Genomic DNA, 16027 nt, shown 5'->3' with positions numbered 1-16027 from the left:
CGGTTTGCGGGGCTATGCGAAGGAGTTTTAAGATGGTTGATCGTGTTAAAAGTGCTTTGGTTTCGCGGCGTGAGTTGTTTGGTCTGGGGGCGGTGAGTCTGGCGGGTTTGGTGGCTTCGCGGCGGGCGATGGGACAGGCGGCGGAGTTGGCTCCAGCGGAAGAGGTGGTTGATGCGGTGACGGAGGGCGCAGTCGATGCGGTGGTGGAGGAGCCGATCGGTTTGCCGCAGGGCGCGGGGTATTACCGGTTTGGCGTGGGGGATCTGGAGGTGGGTTTGCTGGGGGATGGGAACTTTGTGGCACCGGCGGCGACGTTTGCGGTGAATGCACTGAGTGATGAGGTGGCGGCTGAAGCACGGCGGCGGTTTGGGGATCCGGAGGGGATGGTCTGTCATGTGAATGGGTTGGTGGTGAAGTCGGCGGATGAGGTGGTGCTGATCGATACGGGGGCGGGCGGGAATTTTGGGGATACGACGGGCAAGCTGGTTCGGCATCTGACGCACTTTGGTGTGCGTCCTGAGGATGTGACGACGGTGGTGTTCACGCATCTGCATGTGGACCACTGTGGCGGGATTGTGGGGGGTGCGGGTGGGGGTGTGTTTCCGAATGCGGAGTACGTGGTGACGCGGGCGGAGGCTGAGTTCTGGGAGGGCGATGCGGATTTAAGCGGTTCTCCGATTCCAGCAGGGATGCACGGGTTTTTCGTGGATATGGCGAGAAAGGCGTTGGCGTCGGCTGGTGATCGGCTGCGGCTGATTGAGCCTGGGAATGGGATCACGGGTTCGGTGAGCAGTGTGGCGCTTCCGGGTCATACGGCTGGGCATATCGGGGTGATGGTGGATTCGGGGGGAGAGACGCTTTACTTCATCGCGGATGCGATTCACAACGCGAAGATTCAGATGGCGCATCCGGACTGGCATGTGGCGTTTGATGCTGATCCGGTGATGGCGGCGAAGATGCGTCGCCGGGCGCTGGATCGTGCGGCGGCGGAGCGTCTGATGGTGGCGGGGTCGCACTTGCCGTTCCCGGGTGTGGGGCATGTGCGGGCTGAGGGCTCGGGGTATGCGTGGGAGCCGGTGGGTTGGATGTGGTAGGGGGTGGATTCTTCCCGGTAGAAACAAAAAGAGCACCGACCGGTTGGGTCGGTGCTCTTTTTGTTTGTGGTTGTTGTGTTACTTGGTGCGTCGGGCGAGGAGGGCTGTGCCGAGGGCGATGAGCGCGACGCTGGCGGGTTCGGGGACGGGTGTCTGGACGGCGAAGGAGGGTCCTGTGCCGAAGCTGCCTAGCGAGAGCGTTCCGCCCGAGTAGACGCCGAAGTTAGGTGCGCCGTAGGTGCCGTCGGGGACGACTGCGTTGGCGGGGACGTGGTGGGCCTGATCGAGTAGGTAGGGGATGGCGTTGGTGCCGACGACGCCCAGCCAGTCGAAGGAGCCGGCTGACCAGGGTCCGCCGACGGCATCGACGGAGAGTTTGAGGGCGTAGACGGTATCGGCGTCGAGGGCGATGGGATCGAAGTCGAAGTCGAGGATCGTCTTGCCGGTGGTCACTTCGGCGGCGGGGATGACGGACTTGCCGAGGAAGGTGAAGACGTTGGCGGCATCGGGTGCGATGAAGGCGTTGGGGTTGAAGCTGCCGTTGGTGTCGAGGAGTTCGAGGCGCACATCGCGGGCTTGGCGGGCGCGGAGGGCGATGGAGACGCGGCCCATGGTGTCATCGTCATCGGGTGAGAAGAAGATGGTGGTGGTCCAGATGGGCTTGGTGGTGGCGGTGCCGATGGAGTCTTCGTGGGCACCGACGAAGAAAGTGTTGTTGGGCTGGATGGTGGGCATGCTCTGCACGTCGACGTTGTTGGGGTCGAAGTTGGCGGCGATCATGCCAGCGTGGCTGGTGGCGGCGAGTGGGAATGTGGCCAGGGAGGCGGCTAGAAGCGTGTGGCAGCGCATGGTTCTCTCTCTTCTCCAGAGTAAACAGATTCACAGCGGTCGCTCTTGATGAGCGGTGGATGTAAAGGGATAGCACGGGAGTGTTGCGGGGCAACCCTTATGCGGCTTTTCCGGGGTAGTTTATAAGTTGGGTAAGCGCGCGCTGGCTGGTTTAGTTGGTTAGGACGATTCGGTAGCGGGGGGAGCCGTTGCGGAGTTTGTCGAAGGCTTCGTTGATGTCCTTCATGGGGAAGGTTTCGGTGATGGGGGCGATGTTGTGTCGTGCGGCGAAGTCGAGCATGCGTCGGGTGGTGGCGGGGCTGCCGAGGGGTGAGGCGCTGAGGGACTTCTGGCCGACGAGCATGGGGAAGACGGGGAGGGTGATGTCGGGTGCGGCGCCGACGGTGTGGATGCGGCCTTTGGGTGCAAGGGCCATGAGGTAGCTGGTCCAGGCGAGTTCGACGTTGACGGTGGAGATGATGAAGTTGAGGGAGCCTTCGATCTTCTTGAGTTCGTCGGGGTTGCGGGAGTTGATGATGTGGTGGGCGCCGAGTTGTCGGGCTTCATCGGCTTTGGATTCGGAGGAGGTGAAGGCGGTGACTTCGCAGCCCCATTTGCTGAGGAACTGGAGGGCCATGTGTCCGAGTCCGCCGATGCCGATGACGCCGACGCGGTCGGTGGGCTGGACGCCGAACTGCTCGATGGGGTTGTAGACGGTGATGCCGCCGCAGAAGAGGGGTCCTGCTTTGAGGGGGTCGAGTCCGTCGGGTAGGGGGGTGGCCCATGACCAGTGGGAGCGGACTTTGTCGGCGAAGCCGCCGTGGCGGCCGACGATGGTTTGTTCGGCGGAGGCGCAGAGGTTGTGGTCGCCGGCCATGCACTGGTTACAGTGGAGGCAGGATTTGGAGAACCATCCGAGTCCGACGGTCTGTCCGGTTTTGAGGTGGGGGACGTCGTCGGCAATGGCGGTGATCTTGCCGACAACTTCGTGCCCGCCGACGAAGGGGTAGTCAGTCATGCCCCAGTCGTTGTCGGCCATGGAGAGGTCGGAGTGGCAGACGCCACAGGCGGTGATGTCGATCTCGACGTGTCCGGGCTGGAGGTCGCCGGGGTCGTATTCGAAGGGTTCGAAGGGTTGGTCCTGGGCGGGGATGGCGTAGGTTTTGAACATGGGGTGCTCTCTGGCTAATCGTTCAAGATTCATCCGTATCGTAGTTTGCGTTTTAGGTTTCTTCGTTGAGCCGGCATCAAAAAAGGCAGCCCTGTTGCGGGCTGCCTAGCGTGTGTTGAGTTACTTCGTGGCCTTGGCTCAATGCTGATAGAGCAGGACCATGGAGTAGGCGGGGAGGGTTCGTTCGTTGGTGGCGGCGGCGAGGGGTTGGTTGGGGGAGGCTTGTTGCTCGTTGACGGCGACGGACCAGGTGCCTTCGGGGAGGGGGAGGGTGTGGGGGTCGGGTTCGCCGTTGTAGGCGATGAGGATTCGGGACCAGGGGTCGTTGAGGGCGTCGCCATCGATTTCGACGGCGACGAGGTTTTCGAGTTGGAGGAAGCGGACGTGTTCGCGGATGGTCTGGGCGTCGGGGATGCGGAGGGCGGGGTGGGCTTTGCGGATGGCGATGAGGTTGCGGGTGTAGTCGTAGACGTCCTGGTATTCGATTTTGCGGGGCCAGTCGAACTTGTTGACTTCGTCGCCGGCGTTGTAGGAGTTGTGGTTGCCGTTTTTGGTGCGTGCGAAGTCGGAACCGCCGTGGAGGAAGGTGACGCCTTGGGAGGTGAGGACCATGCCGAGGGCGAGCTTCTGCATGGCGCGTTTTTCGGCGTCGGTGGCTTCGGGGAGGGTGTGGACGAGTTTGTCCCAGAGGGTGAGGTTGTCGTGGGCGGAGACGTAGTTGATGGTTTCGGTGGGTTCGTCGGCGAAGTCGTCGATGGCTCCGGCGATGCCGTTGCGGATGGCGGCGATGTTGCCGCCCGGGCCGTTGCCGAAGCCTTTGGTGGTTCCGTCGAGGTCGCCTCGGATGGCGTTTCGGAAGTGGTCGTTGAAGACGGCCATGGCGAGTCCGCGTTGGGCGCCTTTGGGGAAGTGTGTGACGCCGCCGCCTGTCCAGGGTTCGCCGTAGAGGGTGATATCGGGTCGGATCTGGAGGAGGGCTTCGCAGATGGCTTCGACGGTGGCGGGGTAGTGGGTTCCGAGCAGGTCGAAGCGGTAGCCGTCGATGCGGTATTCGTTGGTCCAGAAGATGAGTGAGTCGACGATGTACTTGCGGACCATGAGTCGTTCGTCGGCGATGGAGTTGCCGACGCCGGCGTCGTTCATGAGGAGGCCGTCGTCGGTGGTTCGGAAGTAGTAGTTGGGGACGGTCTGGTGGAAGTGTGAGAACTCGAAGCTGGAGGAGGTGTGGTTGTAGACGACGTCGAGGATGACGCGGATGCCGTTGCGGTGGAGTTCCTGGATGGCCTGCTTGAGTTCGGTGGGTGCGGCGAAGGGGTCTTTGGGGTCGGTGGCGTAGTTGGCTTCGGGGAGATTGAAGAGGGCGGTCCAGTATCCCCAGTTGTACTCGCCGATGGCGGCGGAGAAGTCGTGGATGGGGAGGAGGTGGATGGCGGTGACGCCAAGGTCCAGGAGGTGGTTAATACCGGTGGAGGGTGTTGTGGGTGTGGCGGGGTTTTCGTGGATGAGGCCGAGGTAGGTGCCTCTCAGGTTTTCGGGGACGGTGGGGTCGGCGATGGTGTAATCGCGGACGTGGATCTCGTAGATGATTTCGTCGGTCTGGTTGGGGCGCGGGGGTGTGGGGACGGTGCCCCAGCCTTCGGGGTTGGTTTTGGTGAGGTCGATGACGACGGAGCGGTCGGAGTCGTAGGTGGCTGCGTAGGTGTTGATGTCGGCGGCGGTGCGGGTCTGGCCGTAGGAGCGGAAGCGGTACTGGTAGGCGGTGCCGTGGTGGTCGCCTGGCACGGTGATCTCCCAGATGCCCTTTTCGGTGTGCTGCATCGGGAGGGCCTGGGCGGGCTCGGCGTCGAAGAGCTTGTTGTAGATGAGGAGTTCGGCGGAGGTGGAGACCGGGGACCAGACGCGGAAGGTGGTCTGATCGGGGGTGTGGCGGTGGCCGAGTTCGGCGTCGAGGGGGGTGTAGGCGGGGGCGTCGAGGACGTCGCGGGCGTAGATGGGTCGGGGGTCGAAGCCGGGGATGGTGAGTTGGAGGCGGCCGACGTCTTCGGGTTGGATGCGTCGGGTGAGGTGCAGGTCGTAGACGATGCGGGCGGTGGTGTCGGACTGGGCTCGGGCGACGCGGGAGACGGAGTAGACGGTGGGTGTGTCGTTGGCCTGGTCTGGGTCGTTGTCGTTGGTGATGCGGATGGCGGTTCGCTGGCGTGGGGTGAGCTGGCCGGTGGCGGCGATGCGGATTCGGTCTTCGTCGTCGAGGAAGGCAGCGACGAGCTTGGTGGAGAGGTCGACGCGGGTGGGTGAGGTGTAGATCATGGTGTCGCCTGATACGAGCCAGATTTCCGTGACGTATTGGTTGGGGGACAGGGTAACGAAGCGGTCGCGGCCTACGTCGCGGGCTTCCCAGTTGTTTTTTCGGAGGATGAAGCCGATGCGGGTGTCGGGGTCATCGACGGGGATGGTGAGGTAGGGTCCAAAGGAGGTTTCGCCAGTGAAGTTGAGGGCTTCGCCCGGCTGGTCTTCGGCCCATGCCCAGAGGTTCCAGCCGGTGTAGTCCTCGTCGTGGCGGTGGTAGTGGACGACGAGGAGGTGGTTGGCCTGAGAGGTGGCGCGGTCGAACTGGTCGGCGATGGAGACGGGTGTAGCGGCGGGAGCGATGCTTGTGGTGACTAGGAGGAGGCAGAGGGCGAGGAGGGTTTTGAGGATGTTGTGGCCGTGAATCATGGGTGTGATCCTTGTGGGTGTCGGTGATGCGGGGAGAGTTTAACCGGTTAAGCAGTCTGGGGGTAGGGTTGGTTCGCGGTTTTGGGTTGATGGTGGGTGGTGTTGGCAGGGTTGGGGGCGGCTTAGGGGGTGGGTTGTCTGCGTTCGGCGACGCGTTCGGCGACGCCCAGGACGATGGTGATGGCGGTTTCGGCGACGACGGTGAGCAGGGGGGCGAGGTGGGGGTTGCGGGCGAGGGTTTGTTCGGGGGGTGCGGGGTGGATTTCGACGGCCTGGTCGAGGTAGAGGGCGAAGAGTTGTTTTTGGGTGTCGGAATCGAAGCGGGCGGCGTCGGTGTGTTCGAGCCAGACGGGGTAGCCGGGTATGAGGGTTTCGCCGAAGGCGACGAGCTGGCTGCCGTGTTCGGAGGCCTGGCGGGCGTAGGCGGCGGCTTTGGCGGTGGTGGCGGAGCGGTTGAGGAGGACGGGGGCGATTTGGGCTAGGGAGAGGTGCATGAGTTGAAAAAAGCTATGCTTAGAACAGTGTAGTTAAACTACATTTTGAAGACGGTGTTCGAAAACCAATTTCAACCGCATCAGATTCTCCACAAAAAAATCGATGAGTGACTGTCTTTTTTCATCTTCAACATCAATATCGCCTGTATGAGATATATAGACTCTACAGGCTTTGCGGCCATCTATAGCATCCCAAGTTAGATTGCTTCCAAACTCTTCGTTGATTGCGTCTTCATCTAACATCAAGCTTTCGAAGATATCAGTATTCTTATCTGCGCTTGGGGTTGATATATAAAGCTCTGCTCGAACCATACCTCCGCGATTAAATGAAGCCGAGTAGTTAATACCCGAAAAGCCACTAGCAAAATTATAAAAATTCTGAGCTTGGCCCCTTCTGGCATTTGTAAATTTATGCTGTTCCCTGAGCACATCGATGAGTTCTTGGAAGAAGAGCCTGTATGATTCTGACTTATCTGAAGATGATGCTGATGATTTGCTCCTAATCGCGGATTTTCTCCACTCGTTCGGAGTAACCTCCAACTTAAAGTGTGGAGCTAAAAGAGAATCATCAATCTGGAGGAGTTCAATACTTACAGCGAAAAATTCTAAATCATCGTCGGTGTGCTGGTTAAGCCAGTCTAAAGCTTGTCGATGCTCTGGTCTTAGTTGTTTAACAATCCAGATTACTGTTTCTGCATCAAGTCCAGATGCATATGTCAATAGTTGGCCAAGGTGAATATGATCACTAGCCTCAAGTTGATTTTCAATTACGACGGTGCGGTTCCGGCTTAGATCTCTAGCAAGAATATCTACAGAAAAGTTGCCTACAGGCTGTTCGGTACCTTCGAGTTCTAAATCAAGGCCTAGTGCTTCTGATAGCTGCTCAAGTCTTTGACTTAACCAAGGAGTAAAGGAGGATGCTTCATTTGGCCAAATCGATCGAAGATCGCTTCGCTTTCGGATTGTTCCTAGCCTGTAGTCCTGCTTCATCACTTAACCCATATGACTTGCCACAGCTTCTCCGAACTCCGAGCACCTTAGCAGTTTTGCGCCATCCATTAAGCGTTCGAAGTCGTAGGTGACGGTTTTGGCGGAGATGGCGGCGTTCATGCCTTTGATGATGAGGTCGGCGGCTTCGTTCCAGCCGAGGTGTCGGAGCATCATTTCGCCTGAGAGGATGACGGATCCTGGGTTGACCTTGTCCTGGTTGGCGTATTTGGGTGCGGTTCCGTGGGTGGCTTCGAAGATGGCGTGTCCGGTGAGGTAGTTGATGTTGCCGCCTGGGGCGATGCCGATGCCGCCGACGCAGGCGGCGAGGGCGTCGGAGATGTAGTCGCCGTTGAGGTTCATGGTGGCGACGACGGAGTATTCGGCGGGTCGGGTGAGGATCTGCTGGAGCATGGCGTCGGCGATGACGTCTTTGATGATGATGTCGTGGGGGGCGGTGTCCATGCCGAGGTCTTTGGTGATGAAGTCGGGGAACCTGGTGCCCTTTTTGATGATGTGCCAGGGCCCGCCGTCGAGGGGTTCGGCGTTGAAGCAGGAGGCGGCGAGCTGGTAGCCCCAGTGCATGAAGCTGCCCTCGGTGAACTTCATGATGTTGCCTTTGTGGACGAGGGTGACGGAGTCGCGGCCCTGCTTGATGGCGTATTCGATGGCTGAGTAGACGAGGCGGTCGGTGCCGGGCTGGCTGACGGGCTTGAGACCGATGCCGACGGTGGGCTTGGTCTCGTACATGTTGTCCATGCCGACGAGTTTTTCGAATTCGGTGACCTTGGCGGCGGAGCCGAAGCGGATCTTGTCGAAGCGTTCGGGGTATTCGGCTTCGAGCCAGGCGAGGAGCTTGGCGTTTTCGGGGGTGCCGGCTTCGAACTCGATGCCGGCGTAGATGTCTTCGGAGTTCTCGCGGAAGATGACCATGTCGGTGAGGTCGGGGCGCTTGACGGGTGAGGGGACGCCTTCGAACCAGCGGACGGGTCGGAGGCAGACGTAGAGGTCGAGGATCTGGCGGAGGGCGACGTTGAGGGAGCGGATGCCCCCCCCGGTTGGGGTTGTCAGGGGGCCTTTGATGCCGACGAGATAGGTGCGGAAGGCGTCGAGGGTTTCGTCGGGGAGCCAGTTGCCGGTCTGGTTGTGGGCTTTTTCGCCGGCGAGGACCTCGAGCCAGGCGATCTTTTTGGAGCCGTTGTAGGCCTTTTCGACGGCGCTATCGATGACGAGCTGGGAGGCCCGCCAGATGTCGGGTCCGGTGCCGTCGCCTTCGATGAAGGGGATGATGGGGTTGTCGGGGACGTTGAGGGTGCCGTTGGTGAGGGTGATGGGCTGGCCGTTGGCGGGGGTCATTGTGGGCTCCGTTTTGGAATCTCAGTGGGAAAAAGTAATCTAGCATACGACTCAGCCCGTAGTTTTCGTTGCGGCAGCTGGAAGGAGTAGGCTTTGGCGGCACCTTTGATTGTGAACCTGTCCCGCAGCGGCAAAGCGGGTGAGAAGACGGGTTATTTTGATTTTCGGCTGGGTGAACGCCTTCGGCAGGTGCAGTACACCTGTGATCCCCGCAATGCCATCGAGCGTTTGATCAAGCGTCCGATGCTATCTCGCATTCGAGGGGGGTATGAGGCGGGCGCTAGAGCTGGCCGAGCATCTGCGGCGCTGCTGGTTTCACATGATCCTCGCGTGACGTTTGCGGCGGAGTATTGGGCGCATCGTTTTGGGTATCAAGGGCCACATTTAGCCATGTCCTTCAACTTTCCGGCGTTGCCGACGGGTTTTCGTGCGAAGATGATGCGTCGCGCTTTTGCGAGGATCGATCGTTTTGTGACTTACTCTCGGATGGAGGTGGATCTTTACAGTCGCGAGTATGATTTGCCACCGGAGCGTTTTACTTTTAAGCACTGGGGTGTTCAGCCGCCGGCATCTGTTCCTGAGTCGCAACCGGTTATTTCTGGCGATTATGTCTGTGCGTTGGGAGAGAATGCCAGGGATTATGCCCTGCTAGCCGAGGCAGCGCGTCGGCTTCCGGGTATTAAGTTTGTTTGGGTGGTTCGGCCGTATAACTTAAATGGCATAGATGTGCCAGAGAACGTGACGGTTCGCTTCAATATACCCCGCGGCGAGGCCATGAATATATTGAAATATTCGCGTTTTATGACGCTTGCCTTAAAGCATTCGCGGGTTCCATGCGGGCATGTCACCCTAGTGGCGGCGATGTATTTTTGTAAGACCACGGTTTGCACTGCTTCTGTCGGGGTGGATGATTACCTGGTAGATGGCGAAACCGGCGTGATTACGGAATCGGGTTCTCCCCAGGCAATGGCTGAAGCTATCGAAGATTTATGGGAAAATAGAGAAAAGGCTGATCTTTATGGCGAGCGATCATTGGCGTTTGCCCAGAAGAACTGTACAGAAGACTCTATTTACGAGTGGTATGTCGGCTATCTTCAAGAGAAGAAGATTTTGTAACTCAATTATCTACCGGCTTGAGATGCAGGAACTAATTGGCTGATCCATATTGCTTGGCTATGTGTTTGGCTAAATCACTATTAGATGTGTAGCCGAGTTTGGCTTTAGATTTGGTGAGGTCGGCGAAGGTTCTTTCGACGTCGCCGGGCTGCATGGGTTGTCGGTTGAGGGTGGGGGTTTTGCCGGTGGCTTGGGCGATGGCTTCGATCATCTGGGTGAGGGTGACGGGGTCGGACCCGCCCAGGTTGAAGAGGTCGAAGCAGGGTGCGGTGTCGGGGGTGTCGTTGGCGGTTTGGTTGCGGTGGGTGTTGGATCCGCAGTAGCGGGTGGCGGCGATGACGCCGGCGATGATGTCATCGATGTAGGTGTAATCGCGGGAGGTGGAGCCGTCGCCAAAGACGGGGATGGGCTGGTCGTTGGCGACGAGGCGGAGGAACTTAGCGATGGCGAGGTCGGGTCGTTGGCGGGGTCCGAAGACGGTGAAGAAGCGGAGGCCAACGATGGGCAGTTGGTGGAGGTGGGCGTAGGTGTGGGCGATGATTTCGCAGGCGCGTTTGGTGGCTGCGTATGGGCTGATGGGTCGGTCGACGGGGTCGGATTCGGCGAAGGGGACTTTCTTGTTGTTGCCGTAGACGGAGGAGGAGGAGGCGAAGACGAAGCGTGGTTTCTGTGGGAGGGCAGTGGCGGCGTCGAGGAGGTTGACGGTGCCGTCGACGTTGACGGCCGAGTAGAGGGCCGGGGATTCGATGGAGGGGCGGACGCCGGCCATGGCGGCGAGGTGGATGACGGCGGCGGGCTGGTGTTCGGCGAAGAGGCTGAGGGTGGTTTCGCGGTCGCGGATATCGGCTTCGAGGAGGGTGAAGTTGGGTTGGCTGAGGGCGGGGGTGAGGTTGGCTCGTTTGATGGCGGGGTCGTAGAAGGTGTTGAAATTGTCGAGGCCGAGGACCTGATGGCCATCGGCGAGGAGTCGGTCGGTGAGGTGGGAGCCGATGAAGCCGGCGGCCCCTGTGATGAGGATGGGGCCGTCGCTGGGGAGTTGGGGGAGGTTGGGGGTGGTCATGGAGTTCGTGGGGCCTGCTGGGGTCGAGAATTGTTTCTCTATCGGTCTGGTGATTGACAAGGCTTGGGCGGAGGGTAGTCTTACAGCACGATGAACGCGACAGTTGCCCCGATTTCTGGCCTACTCAACCTTGCCGCGCTGCTTACGGGCAGCGGCCGTGCCGGATAGGGTTCGTTCATCCACAAGGATTGACTTTGACCCCTGTCTGGCAGCGGCCGGACGGGGGTTTTTCTTTAGGTGACCGGTTTTTCGTCGATGGCGGCGGTGTAAGGAGTCTTGTGATGGCGAGTGAAGCGGCTGATGAGAGCAAGCGGGAAGCGACGGCGATACGTGTGTTCGATACGACGCTTCGGGATGGGGAGCAGTCGCCTGGGGCGAGCCTGAATCATCACGAGAAGCTGGAGATCGCTCGACAGTTGGAGCGGTTGGGTGTGGATGTGATCGAGGCGGGTTTTCCGATCACGAGTCAGGGGGATTTTGAAGCGGCGCGTGCGATCGGTCAGGAGGTTTCCGGGTCGATTGTGTGCGGGTTGTCGCGTTGTGTGGAGCGGGACATCGATCGGGCGGGTGAGGCGCTCAAGGGTGCGGCGAAGCCGCGGATTCATGTGTTCTGCGCGACCTCGAAGATCCATCGCGAGCACAAGCTGCGGAAGGCGTTTGATGAGATTGTGAAGCTGTCGGTGGCTTCGGTAGAGCGTGCGCGTGGGCATGTGGCGGATGTAGAGTTTTCGCCTGAGGATGGCAGCCGGACGGAGATGGGTTATCTGGTGGATATCACGTCGGCGGTGATTGAAGCGGGGGCGACGACGGTGAACATTCCGGACACGGTGGGCTATGCGGTTCCTGAGGAGTATGGGGCGATTTTCAGTGAGTTGCGGCGGCAGATTCCTGCGATCGATGAGCGTGGGATTTACCTGTCGTGTCATTGTCATAACGATCTGGGTTTGGCGGTGGCGAACTCGCTGGCGGCGGTGGCGGGTGGGGCTCGTCAGGTGGAGTGCACGATCAACGGGATCGGTGAGCGCGCCGGGAACGCGGCGCTGGAGGAGTTGGTGATGGCGCTTCGGACGCGTCGGGATGTGTTTGGGGGGTATACGACGCGGATCGATACGAAGCGGATCTATCCGACGAGCCGGATGGTTTCGAGTCTGACGGGTTTGCTGGTTCAGCGGAACAAGGCGGTCATCGGTGAGAATGCGTTCGCGCACGAGTCGGGTATCCATCAGGATGGGGTGCTCAAGCATCGCGAGACGTATGAGATCATGGACCCGCGAGATATTGGTGTGCCTGAGAGCAAGCTGGTGCTGGGTAAGCATTCGGGGCGTCATGCGTTGGCAGATCGGTTGACGCAGTTGGGTTACACCATCGACGACGCGATGGTGCAGAAGGTGTATGACAGGTTCAAGGACCTGGCGGACAAGAAGAAGGAGGTTTATGACGAGGATATTGAGGCGATTGTGGATCAGATGATGGAGACGGGGCGGTCGCTTTGGACGCTGAAGCAGTTTCAGGTGATCGCGGGGACTGGGGCGATGCCGACGGCGACGGTGACGCTTGCTGATGCGACGGGTGAGGAGCGGACCGAGGCGGCTGTTGGGGATGGTCCGGTGGATGCGATCTACTCTGCGATTCAGTCGATCACGGGCGTGCGTGTGTCGCTTGAGGATTTTTCGACGCGATCGATCACGAAAGGCAAGGATGCGCAGGGTGAGGTGCAGGTGCGTGTGAATCATCACGGGCAGAAGGCTCGCGGTCGCGGCTTATCGACAGATACGGTTGAGGCGGCGACGCTGGCGTATCTGGCGGCGATCAATCGGATTCGGACGTCGAGTGGTTCGGGGGAGAGGGTGGCGTCGCCATGAGGTTTGATCGGCCTGGCAGGTTCACGCTCAGGGATGGGCGGGAGGTGGCGGTGCGTTCGGCGGAACTCGATGATGCTGAGGGTTTGTTGTCGTATGTGGATGGGGTGCGGCGAGAGACGCGGTACATCCTGATGTCGCCAGAGGACGCGTTGTTCAGCGTGGAGGGTGAGCGTGCGTGGGTGCAGTCGCATCTGGATGATCCTTGTGGCGTGAATCTGGTGGTGGAGGCAGAGGGTGAGATCGTGTCCTGCGCCGGGTTGCAGGGCAACGGTTTTATGCGGCGGCGGCATGCGACGGGGCTGGGGATCGCGATTCGAGAGGCCTGGCGTGGCGTAGGGTTGGGGCGGTATCTGATGCAGACGCTGATCGACTGGGCGGGTCGTCATCCGGAGCTGACGGTGGTTGAGCTTGGGGTGTATGCGGACAACGAGCCGGCTCAGCGGCTGTATCGGAGTGTGGGGTTCGAGGTTGATGGTCGGAAGCGGCGGGCGATCCTTCGGGATGGCGAGCAGTATGTGGATGAACTGATCATGAGTCTGTGGGTGGGGGATGCGGCGGAGGGGTTCGGGGTAAACTGTTTGTCAGCGGTTCGCAGCGTCACGGAGGTCTAAGTGACACAGCTCATCAAGCAGTTGTCCGGTGTGGAGATGGATACGGATATCAAGCATTTTGTGCTGGACACGAATGTGTTGCTGCACAACTCCAATGCGCTCTACATGTTTGATGACAACCACGTGGTGGTGCCTTTTGCGGTGCTGGAGGAGCTGGATAAGTTCAAGAAGGGCAATGACGATGTGGGGCGGTCGGCCCGTGAGGTGATCCGGCAGCTGGATAAGCTGCGGCAGAAGGGGCGGCTGGCTGATGGGGTGGCGTGGAATGACAAGGGTGGGACGATCCGGATCGAGTTTGCGGAGGATGTGCGGCCGAAGGCGTTGGTGGAGAACGCTCCGGACAATCGGATCATCGGGGTGGCGTGGGGGCTGACCGAGCGGGGTCTGCGTACGATTCTGATTACGAAGGACATCAATGTCCGGCTCAAGAGTGACGCGCTGGGGATCGCGACCGAGGATTTCGAGGCGCAGAAGGTTGATATCGATCATCTGTATCCGGGGTACATGTCGCTGGACGTGGCGGGCGAGCTGATTGATCAGCTGTATGAGGAGAAACAGCTGGAGATTGAGGCGATCGAGCCGATGCAAGGCGGCGACGAGGTCGAAGGGGGCTTGTCTGAAGCTGTGGGTGATGATGAGGGCGGTCTGGATCTTTACGCGAACCAGTTTCTGGTGCTGAAGAATGTGGTGGATGATTCGCACACGGGATTGGCACGGCGTTTGGCTGATACGGATCATCTGATTCCGGTGCATGGCCCGCGGAAGCCGGTGGCGGGGATCATGGCGCGTAATGTTCAGCAGACGATGGCGCTGGACCTGCTGCTGGATGACGAGGTGAAGCTGATTACGTTGTTGGGTACGGCGGGGACGGGCAAGACGTTGCTTGCGCTGGCGGCGGGGATGACCAAGGTGTTTGCGGAGCAGCGGTACGACAAGCTGCTGGTGGCGCGGCCGATCATGCCGATGGGTCGGGATATCGGTTATCTGCCTGGGGACAAGGATGAGAAGTTATCGGCGTGGATGCAGCCGATTTTCGACAACCTGCAGTATCTGATTTCGACGCGAGGGGCGGGCTCTCAGCATGCGGAGAGCAAGCAGCCGGAGCAGCGGGTGGAGTATCTGATGTCGACGGGGCAGCTGGTGTTGGAGCCACTAACGTATATTCGGGGTCGTTCGATCCCGCATCAGTTCATGATTATTGATGAGGCTCAGAACCTGACGCCTCATGAGGTGAAGACGATTGTTTCGCGGGTGGGTGAGGGGACGAAGATCGTGCTGACGGGTGATGTGGCGCAGATCGACAACCCGTATCTGGATTCCTCCTCGAACGGGTTGTCGTTCATGGTTGAGCGTCTCAAGGGTGAGGCGCTGGTGGGTCATGTGACGCTGGCGCGGACGGAGCGTTCGGAGTTGGCTTCGTTGGCGGCGGAGAAGCTCTAGGGGCGTGACACCCGGAGGGGGTTGGTCAGGGTGTCGGTGCGGTGAGGTCGGGGGGTGCGAGGGGTAGGGTGGGTCCGGGGACGATGCCGAGTTTGCGGAACCAGGGGTTGATGGTGGGGTTGTCGGGGTCGACGTAGATGGCGTAGCGGAGGTTGAGGGCGGTGTTGGCGGGGTCGCCGATGGACTCGTAGAAGGCGGCGGCTTTGAGGTAGGGGGTGGGGTCGCCGGGTTCGGCGAAGCGGGCGGCGATTTTATAGGCGATGGCGGCCTGGTCGTGGTCGCCGATTTTGACGAGGTAGTCGGCCTGGCGGAGGTAAGCGCGGGAGGTGCCGCGGGCCTCGGCGGTTTCCTCGAGCATCTGGAAGAGGTCGAGGGGGCGGTCCTGCTGGTAGATGGCTTCGGCGAGTCGGTCGAGGACGCGGGGGGTGAGCAGTTCGTCGTTGGGGCGGGCTGCGTAGACGCGCTCGAACTGGAGCTGGGCTTCGAGGGGCTGGTTGGTGGCGAGGTAGGCTTCGCCGAGGTGGAACCTCGCGCGGTGATCGGCGGGGTTTTTTTGGAGGCCTTCGAGGTAGAAGTCGATGGCGGCTTCGTGGTCGCCTCGGGCCTGGGCGGCCTGGCCTTTCTCCCGGAGCATCGTGGAGGTGACACAGCCGGGAAGGGTGGGTGTCAGGGCGAGGAGGGCGGCGAGGCTCAGGTTGCGCAGGGTGCTGAGCTTGGGGAGGGTGCGTGTCATGTTGGTGTTCTCCGTGGCTGGGCTAAAGGCCCTCGGGGAGTGAGATCGGTCTTTGGGTGTGCCTGAGATTACCGGTTGGTCTTGACGGCGGCCAGCGATGGTGCGATTGATGGGGAGATGCAGCGGCTTGGTTATGCGATTCTGGCGCACGCGATGCCTGGGTCACCTCATGTGGATGTGATGGTGGAGCACCCTGTGCTGGTTAGGGATCCGGGGGCGCGAGACGTTGATGCGAGGGTGTTGTGGACGGTGAGGGTGGGGGTGCGGCCGGAGGGTTGGGCTGGTCGTTCCTTGGTGGGTGTGGAGGCCCCGCTTCATCGGCGGGTGTATCTGCGGCGGACGGGTCTGACGGCGAGCGGGCGGGGGTCGGTGCGGGCTCTGGATCGGGGGCAGGTGCGGGTGCGGCTTTGGTGCGGGGATCGGGTGGAGCTTGATTTTGTGGATGGTCGGTTTCCGGGCTCGCTCAGTCTGCGTGGGCTGGGTGGTGGGCGGTGGCGATTTTGGTTTGTACGGGCTGGATAGCTCTTGATTCGGGGGCATGGAGGGGTATCATGGGAGTG

At 60.4% G+C, this 16027-nt stretch carries 14 protein-coding genes; 6 read left to right on the top strand and 8 right to left on the bottom strand.

What is annotated here, in order from left to right; all coding sequences use genetic code 11:
* Positions 1–32 precede the first annotated feature (32 nt).
* Positions 33–1094: an MBL fold metallo-hydrolase gene (locus ACQZAB_RS02265; RefSeq protein WP_428386716.1), complete on the top strand. Its 1062-nt coding sequence runs from the start codon at positions 33–35 to the stop codon at positions 1092–1094.
* A gap of 78 nt (positions 1095–1172) precedes the next feature.
* Here ACQZAB_RS02265 and ACQZAB_RS02260 read toward each other — a convergent pair whose 3' ends face one another.
* The 6 genes from ACQZAB_RS02260 to icd all read right to left on the bottom strand — a co-directional run bounded on the left by ACQZAB_RS02260 (position 1173) and on the right by icd (position 8645).
* Positions 1173–1943 carry a hypothetical protein gene (locus ACQZAB_RS02260; RefSeq protein ID WP_428386715.1) on the bottom strand — a complete coding sequence of 257 codons (771 nt, stop codon included), beginning with the start codon at positions 1941–1943 and terminating at the stop codon, positions 1173–1175.
* 151 nt (positions 1944–2094) lie between these two features.
* Positions 2095–3093: an NADPH-dependent aldehyde reductase Ahr gene (gene ahr / locus ACQZAB_RS02255; RefSeq protein ID WP_428386714.1), complete on the bottom strand. Its 999-nt coding sequence runs from the start codon at positions 3091–3093 to the stop codon at positions 2095–2097.
* 138 nt (positions 3094–3231) lie between these two features.
* Positions 3232–5808 (bottom strand): type I pullulanase, encoded by a 2577-nt coding sequence (pulA, locus tag ACQZAB_RS02250; protein ID WP_428386712.1) that lies wholly within the window; start codon positions 5806–5808, stop codon positions 3232–3234.
* A 122-nt stretch (positions 5809–5930) separates the two neighbouring features.
* Positions 5931–6302, bottom strand: coding sequence for a nitrilase-related carbon-nitrogen hydrolase (locus ACQZAB_RS02245; RefSeq protein WP_428386711.1), 372 nt, complete (start codon positions 6300–6302; stop codon positions 5931–5933).
* Positions 6303–6335: 33 nt separating this feature from the next.
* Complete coding sequence (locus ACQZAB_RS02240) at positions 6336–7292, bottom strand: DUF4268 domain-containing protein (protein ID WP_428386709.1); 957 nt, start codon at positions 7290–7292, stop codon at positions 6336–6338.
* Between the two features lie 3 nt (positions 7293–7295).
* Positions 7296–8645 (bottom strand): NADP-dependent isocitrate dehydrogenase, encoded by a 1350-nt coding sequence (gene icd / locus ACQZAB_RS02235; protein ID WP_428386707.1) that lies wholly within the window; start codon positions 8643–8645, stop codon positions 7296–7298.
* 93 nt (positions 8646–8738) lie between these two features.
* On the opposite strand from icd, the gene ACQZAB_RS02230 reads away from it, so the two are divergent.
* A complete protein-coding gene (locus ACQZAB_RS02230) occupies positions 8739–9761 on the top strand; it encodes a glycosyltransferase (protein ID WP_428386705.1) in 1023 nt (340 codons plus the stop codon).
* 31 nt (positions 9762–9792) lie between these two features.
* Here the strand turns inward: ACQZAB_RS02230 and ACQZAB_RS02225 are convergent, their stop codons facing one another.
* Entirely contained in the window at positions 9793–10821 is a 1029-nt protein-coding gene (locus tag ACQZAB_RS02225; protein WP_428386703.1) for a GDP-mannose 4,6-dehydratase, read from the bottom strand.
* Between the two features lie 281 nt (positions 10822–11102).
* On the opposite strand from ACQZAB_RS02225, the gene ACQZAB_RS02220 reads away from it, so the two are divergent.
* From ACQZAB_RS02220 to ACQZAB_RS02210, 3 genes are read left to right on the top strand one after another with little or no spacing between them, the layout of a single operon-like run.
* Entirely contained in the window at positions 11103–12683 is a 1581-nt protein-coding gene (locus ACQZAB_RS02220; RefSeq protein ID WP_428386701.1) for a 2-isopropylmalate synthase, read from the top strand.
* A complete protein-coding gene (locus tag ACQZAB_RS02215; RefSeq protein ID WP_428386699.1) occupies positions 12680–13294 on the top strand; it encodes a GNAT family N-acetyltransferase in 615 nt (204 codons plus the stop codon). Before ACQZAB_RS02220 ends, ACQZAB_RS02215 begins: the two co-directional genes overlap by 4 nt.
* Positions 13295–14734: a PhoH family protein gene (locus ACQZAB_RS02210; RefSeq protein WP_428386697.1), complete on the top strand. Its 1440-nt coding sequence runs from the start codon at positions 13295–13297 to the stop codon at positions 14732–14734.
* A gap of 25 nt (positions 14735–14759) precedes the next feature.
* Here ACQZAB_RS02210 and ACQZAB_RS02205 read toward each other — a convergent pair whose 3' ends face one another.
* A complete protein-coding gene (locus ACQZAB_RS02205) occupies positions 14760–15467 on the bottom strand; it encodes a tetratricopeptide repeat protein (protein ID WP_428386695.1) in 708 nt (235 codons plus the stop codon).
* A gap of 81 nt (positions 15468–15548) precedes the next feature.
* Here ACQZAB_RS02205 and ACQZAB_RS02200 point away from each other — a divergent pair, with 81 nt between their 5' ends.
* A complete protein-coding gene (locus tag ACQZAB_RS02200) occupies positions 15549–15989 on the top strand; it encodes a hypothetical protein (protein WP_428386693.1) in 441 nt (146 codons plus the stop codon).
* Positions 15990–16027 lie beyond the last annotated feature (38 nt).

This window comes from Mucisphaera sp., assembly GCF_965279675.1.
Classification (GTDB): Bacteria; Planctomycetota; Phycisphaerae; order Phycisphaerales; family Phycisphaeraceae; genus Mucisphaera.
The sequence above is the reverse complement of the archived record's forward strand: the minus strand, read 5'-3'. Positions and strand labels throughout refer to the sequence as shown.

Excerpts from the sequence above, each read along its gene's own strand:
- ACQZAB_RS02225 (WP_428386703.1), bottom strand. The coding sequence starts at position 10,821 with ATGACCACCCCCAACCTCCCCCAACTCCCCAGCGACGGCCCCATCCTC.
- ACQZAB_RS02205 (WP_428386695.1), bottom strand. The coding sequence starts at position 15,467 with ATGACACGCACCCTCCCCAAGCTCAGCACCCTGCGCAACCTGAGCCTC.
- ACQZAB_RS02215 (WP_428386699.1), top strand. The coding sequence starts at position 12,680 with ATGAGGTTTGATCGGCCTGGCAGGTTCACGCTCAGGGATGGGCGGGAG.
- ACQZAB_RS02220 (WP_428386701.1), top strand. The coding sequence starts at position 11,103 with ATGGCGAGTGAAGCGGCTGATGAGAGCAAGCGGGAAGCGACGGCGATA.
- ahr (WP_428386714.1), bottom strand. The coding sequence starts at position 3,093 with ATGTTCAAAACCTACGCCATCCCCGCCCAGGACCAACCCTTCGAACCC.
- ACQZAB_RS02245 (WP_428386711.1), bottom strand. The coding sequence starts at position 6,302 with ATGCACCTCTCCCTAGCCCAAATCGCCCCCGTCCTCCTCAACCGCTCC.
- icd (WP_428386707.1), bottom strand. The coding sequence starts at position 8,645 with ATGACCCCCGCCAACGGCCAGCCCATCACCCTCACCAACGGCACCCTC.
- ACQZAB_RS02265 (WP_428386716.1), top strand. The coding sequence starts at position 33 with ATGGTTGATCGTGTTAAAAGTGCTTTGGTTTCGCGGCGTGAGTTGTTT.
- ACQZAB_RS02240 (WP_428386709.1), bottom strand. The coding sequence starts at position 7,292 with ATGAAGCAGGACTACAGGCTAGGAACAATCCGAAAGCGAAGCGATCTT.
- pulA (WP_428386712.1), bottom strand. The coding sequence starts at position 5,808 with ATGATTCACGGCCACAACATCCTCAAAACCCTCCTCGCCCTCTGCCTC.
- ACQZAB_RS02260 (WP_428386715.1), bottom strand. The coding sequence starts at position 1,943 with ATGCGCTGCCACACGCTTCTAGCCGCCTCCCTGGCCACATTCCCACTC.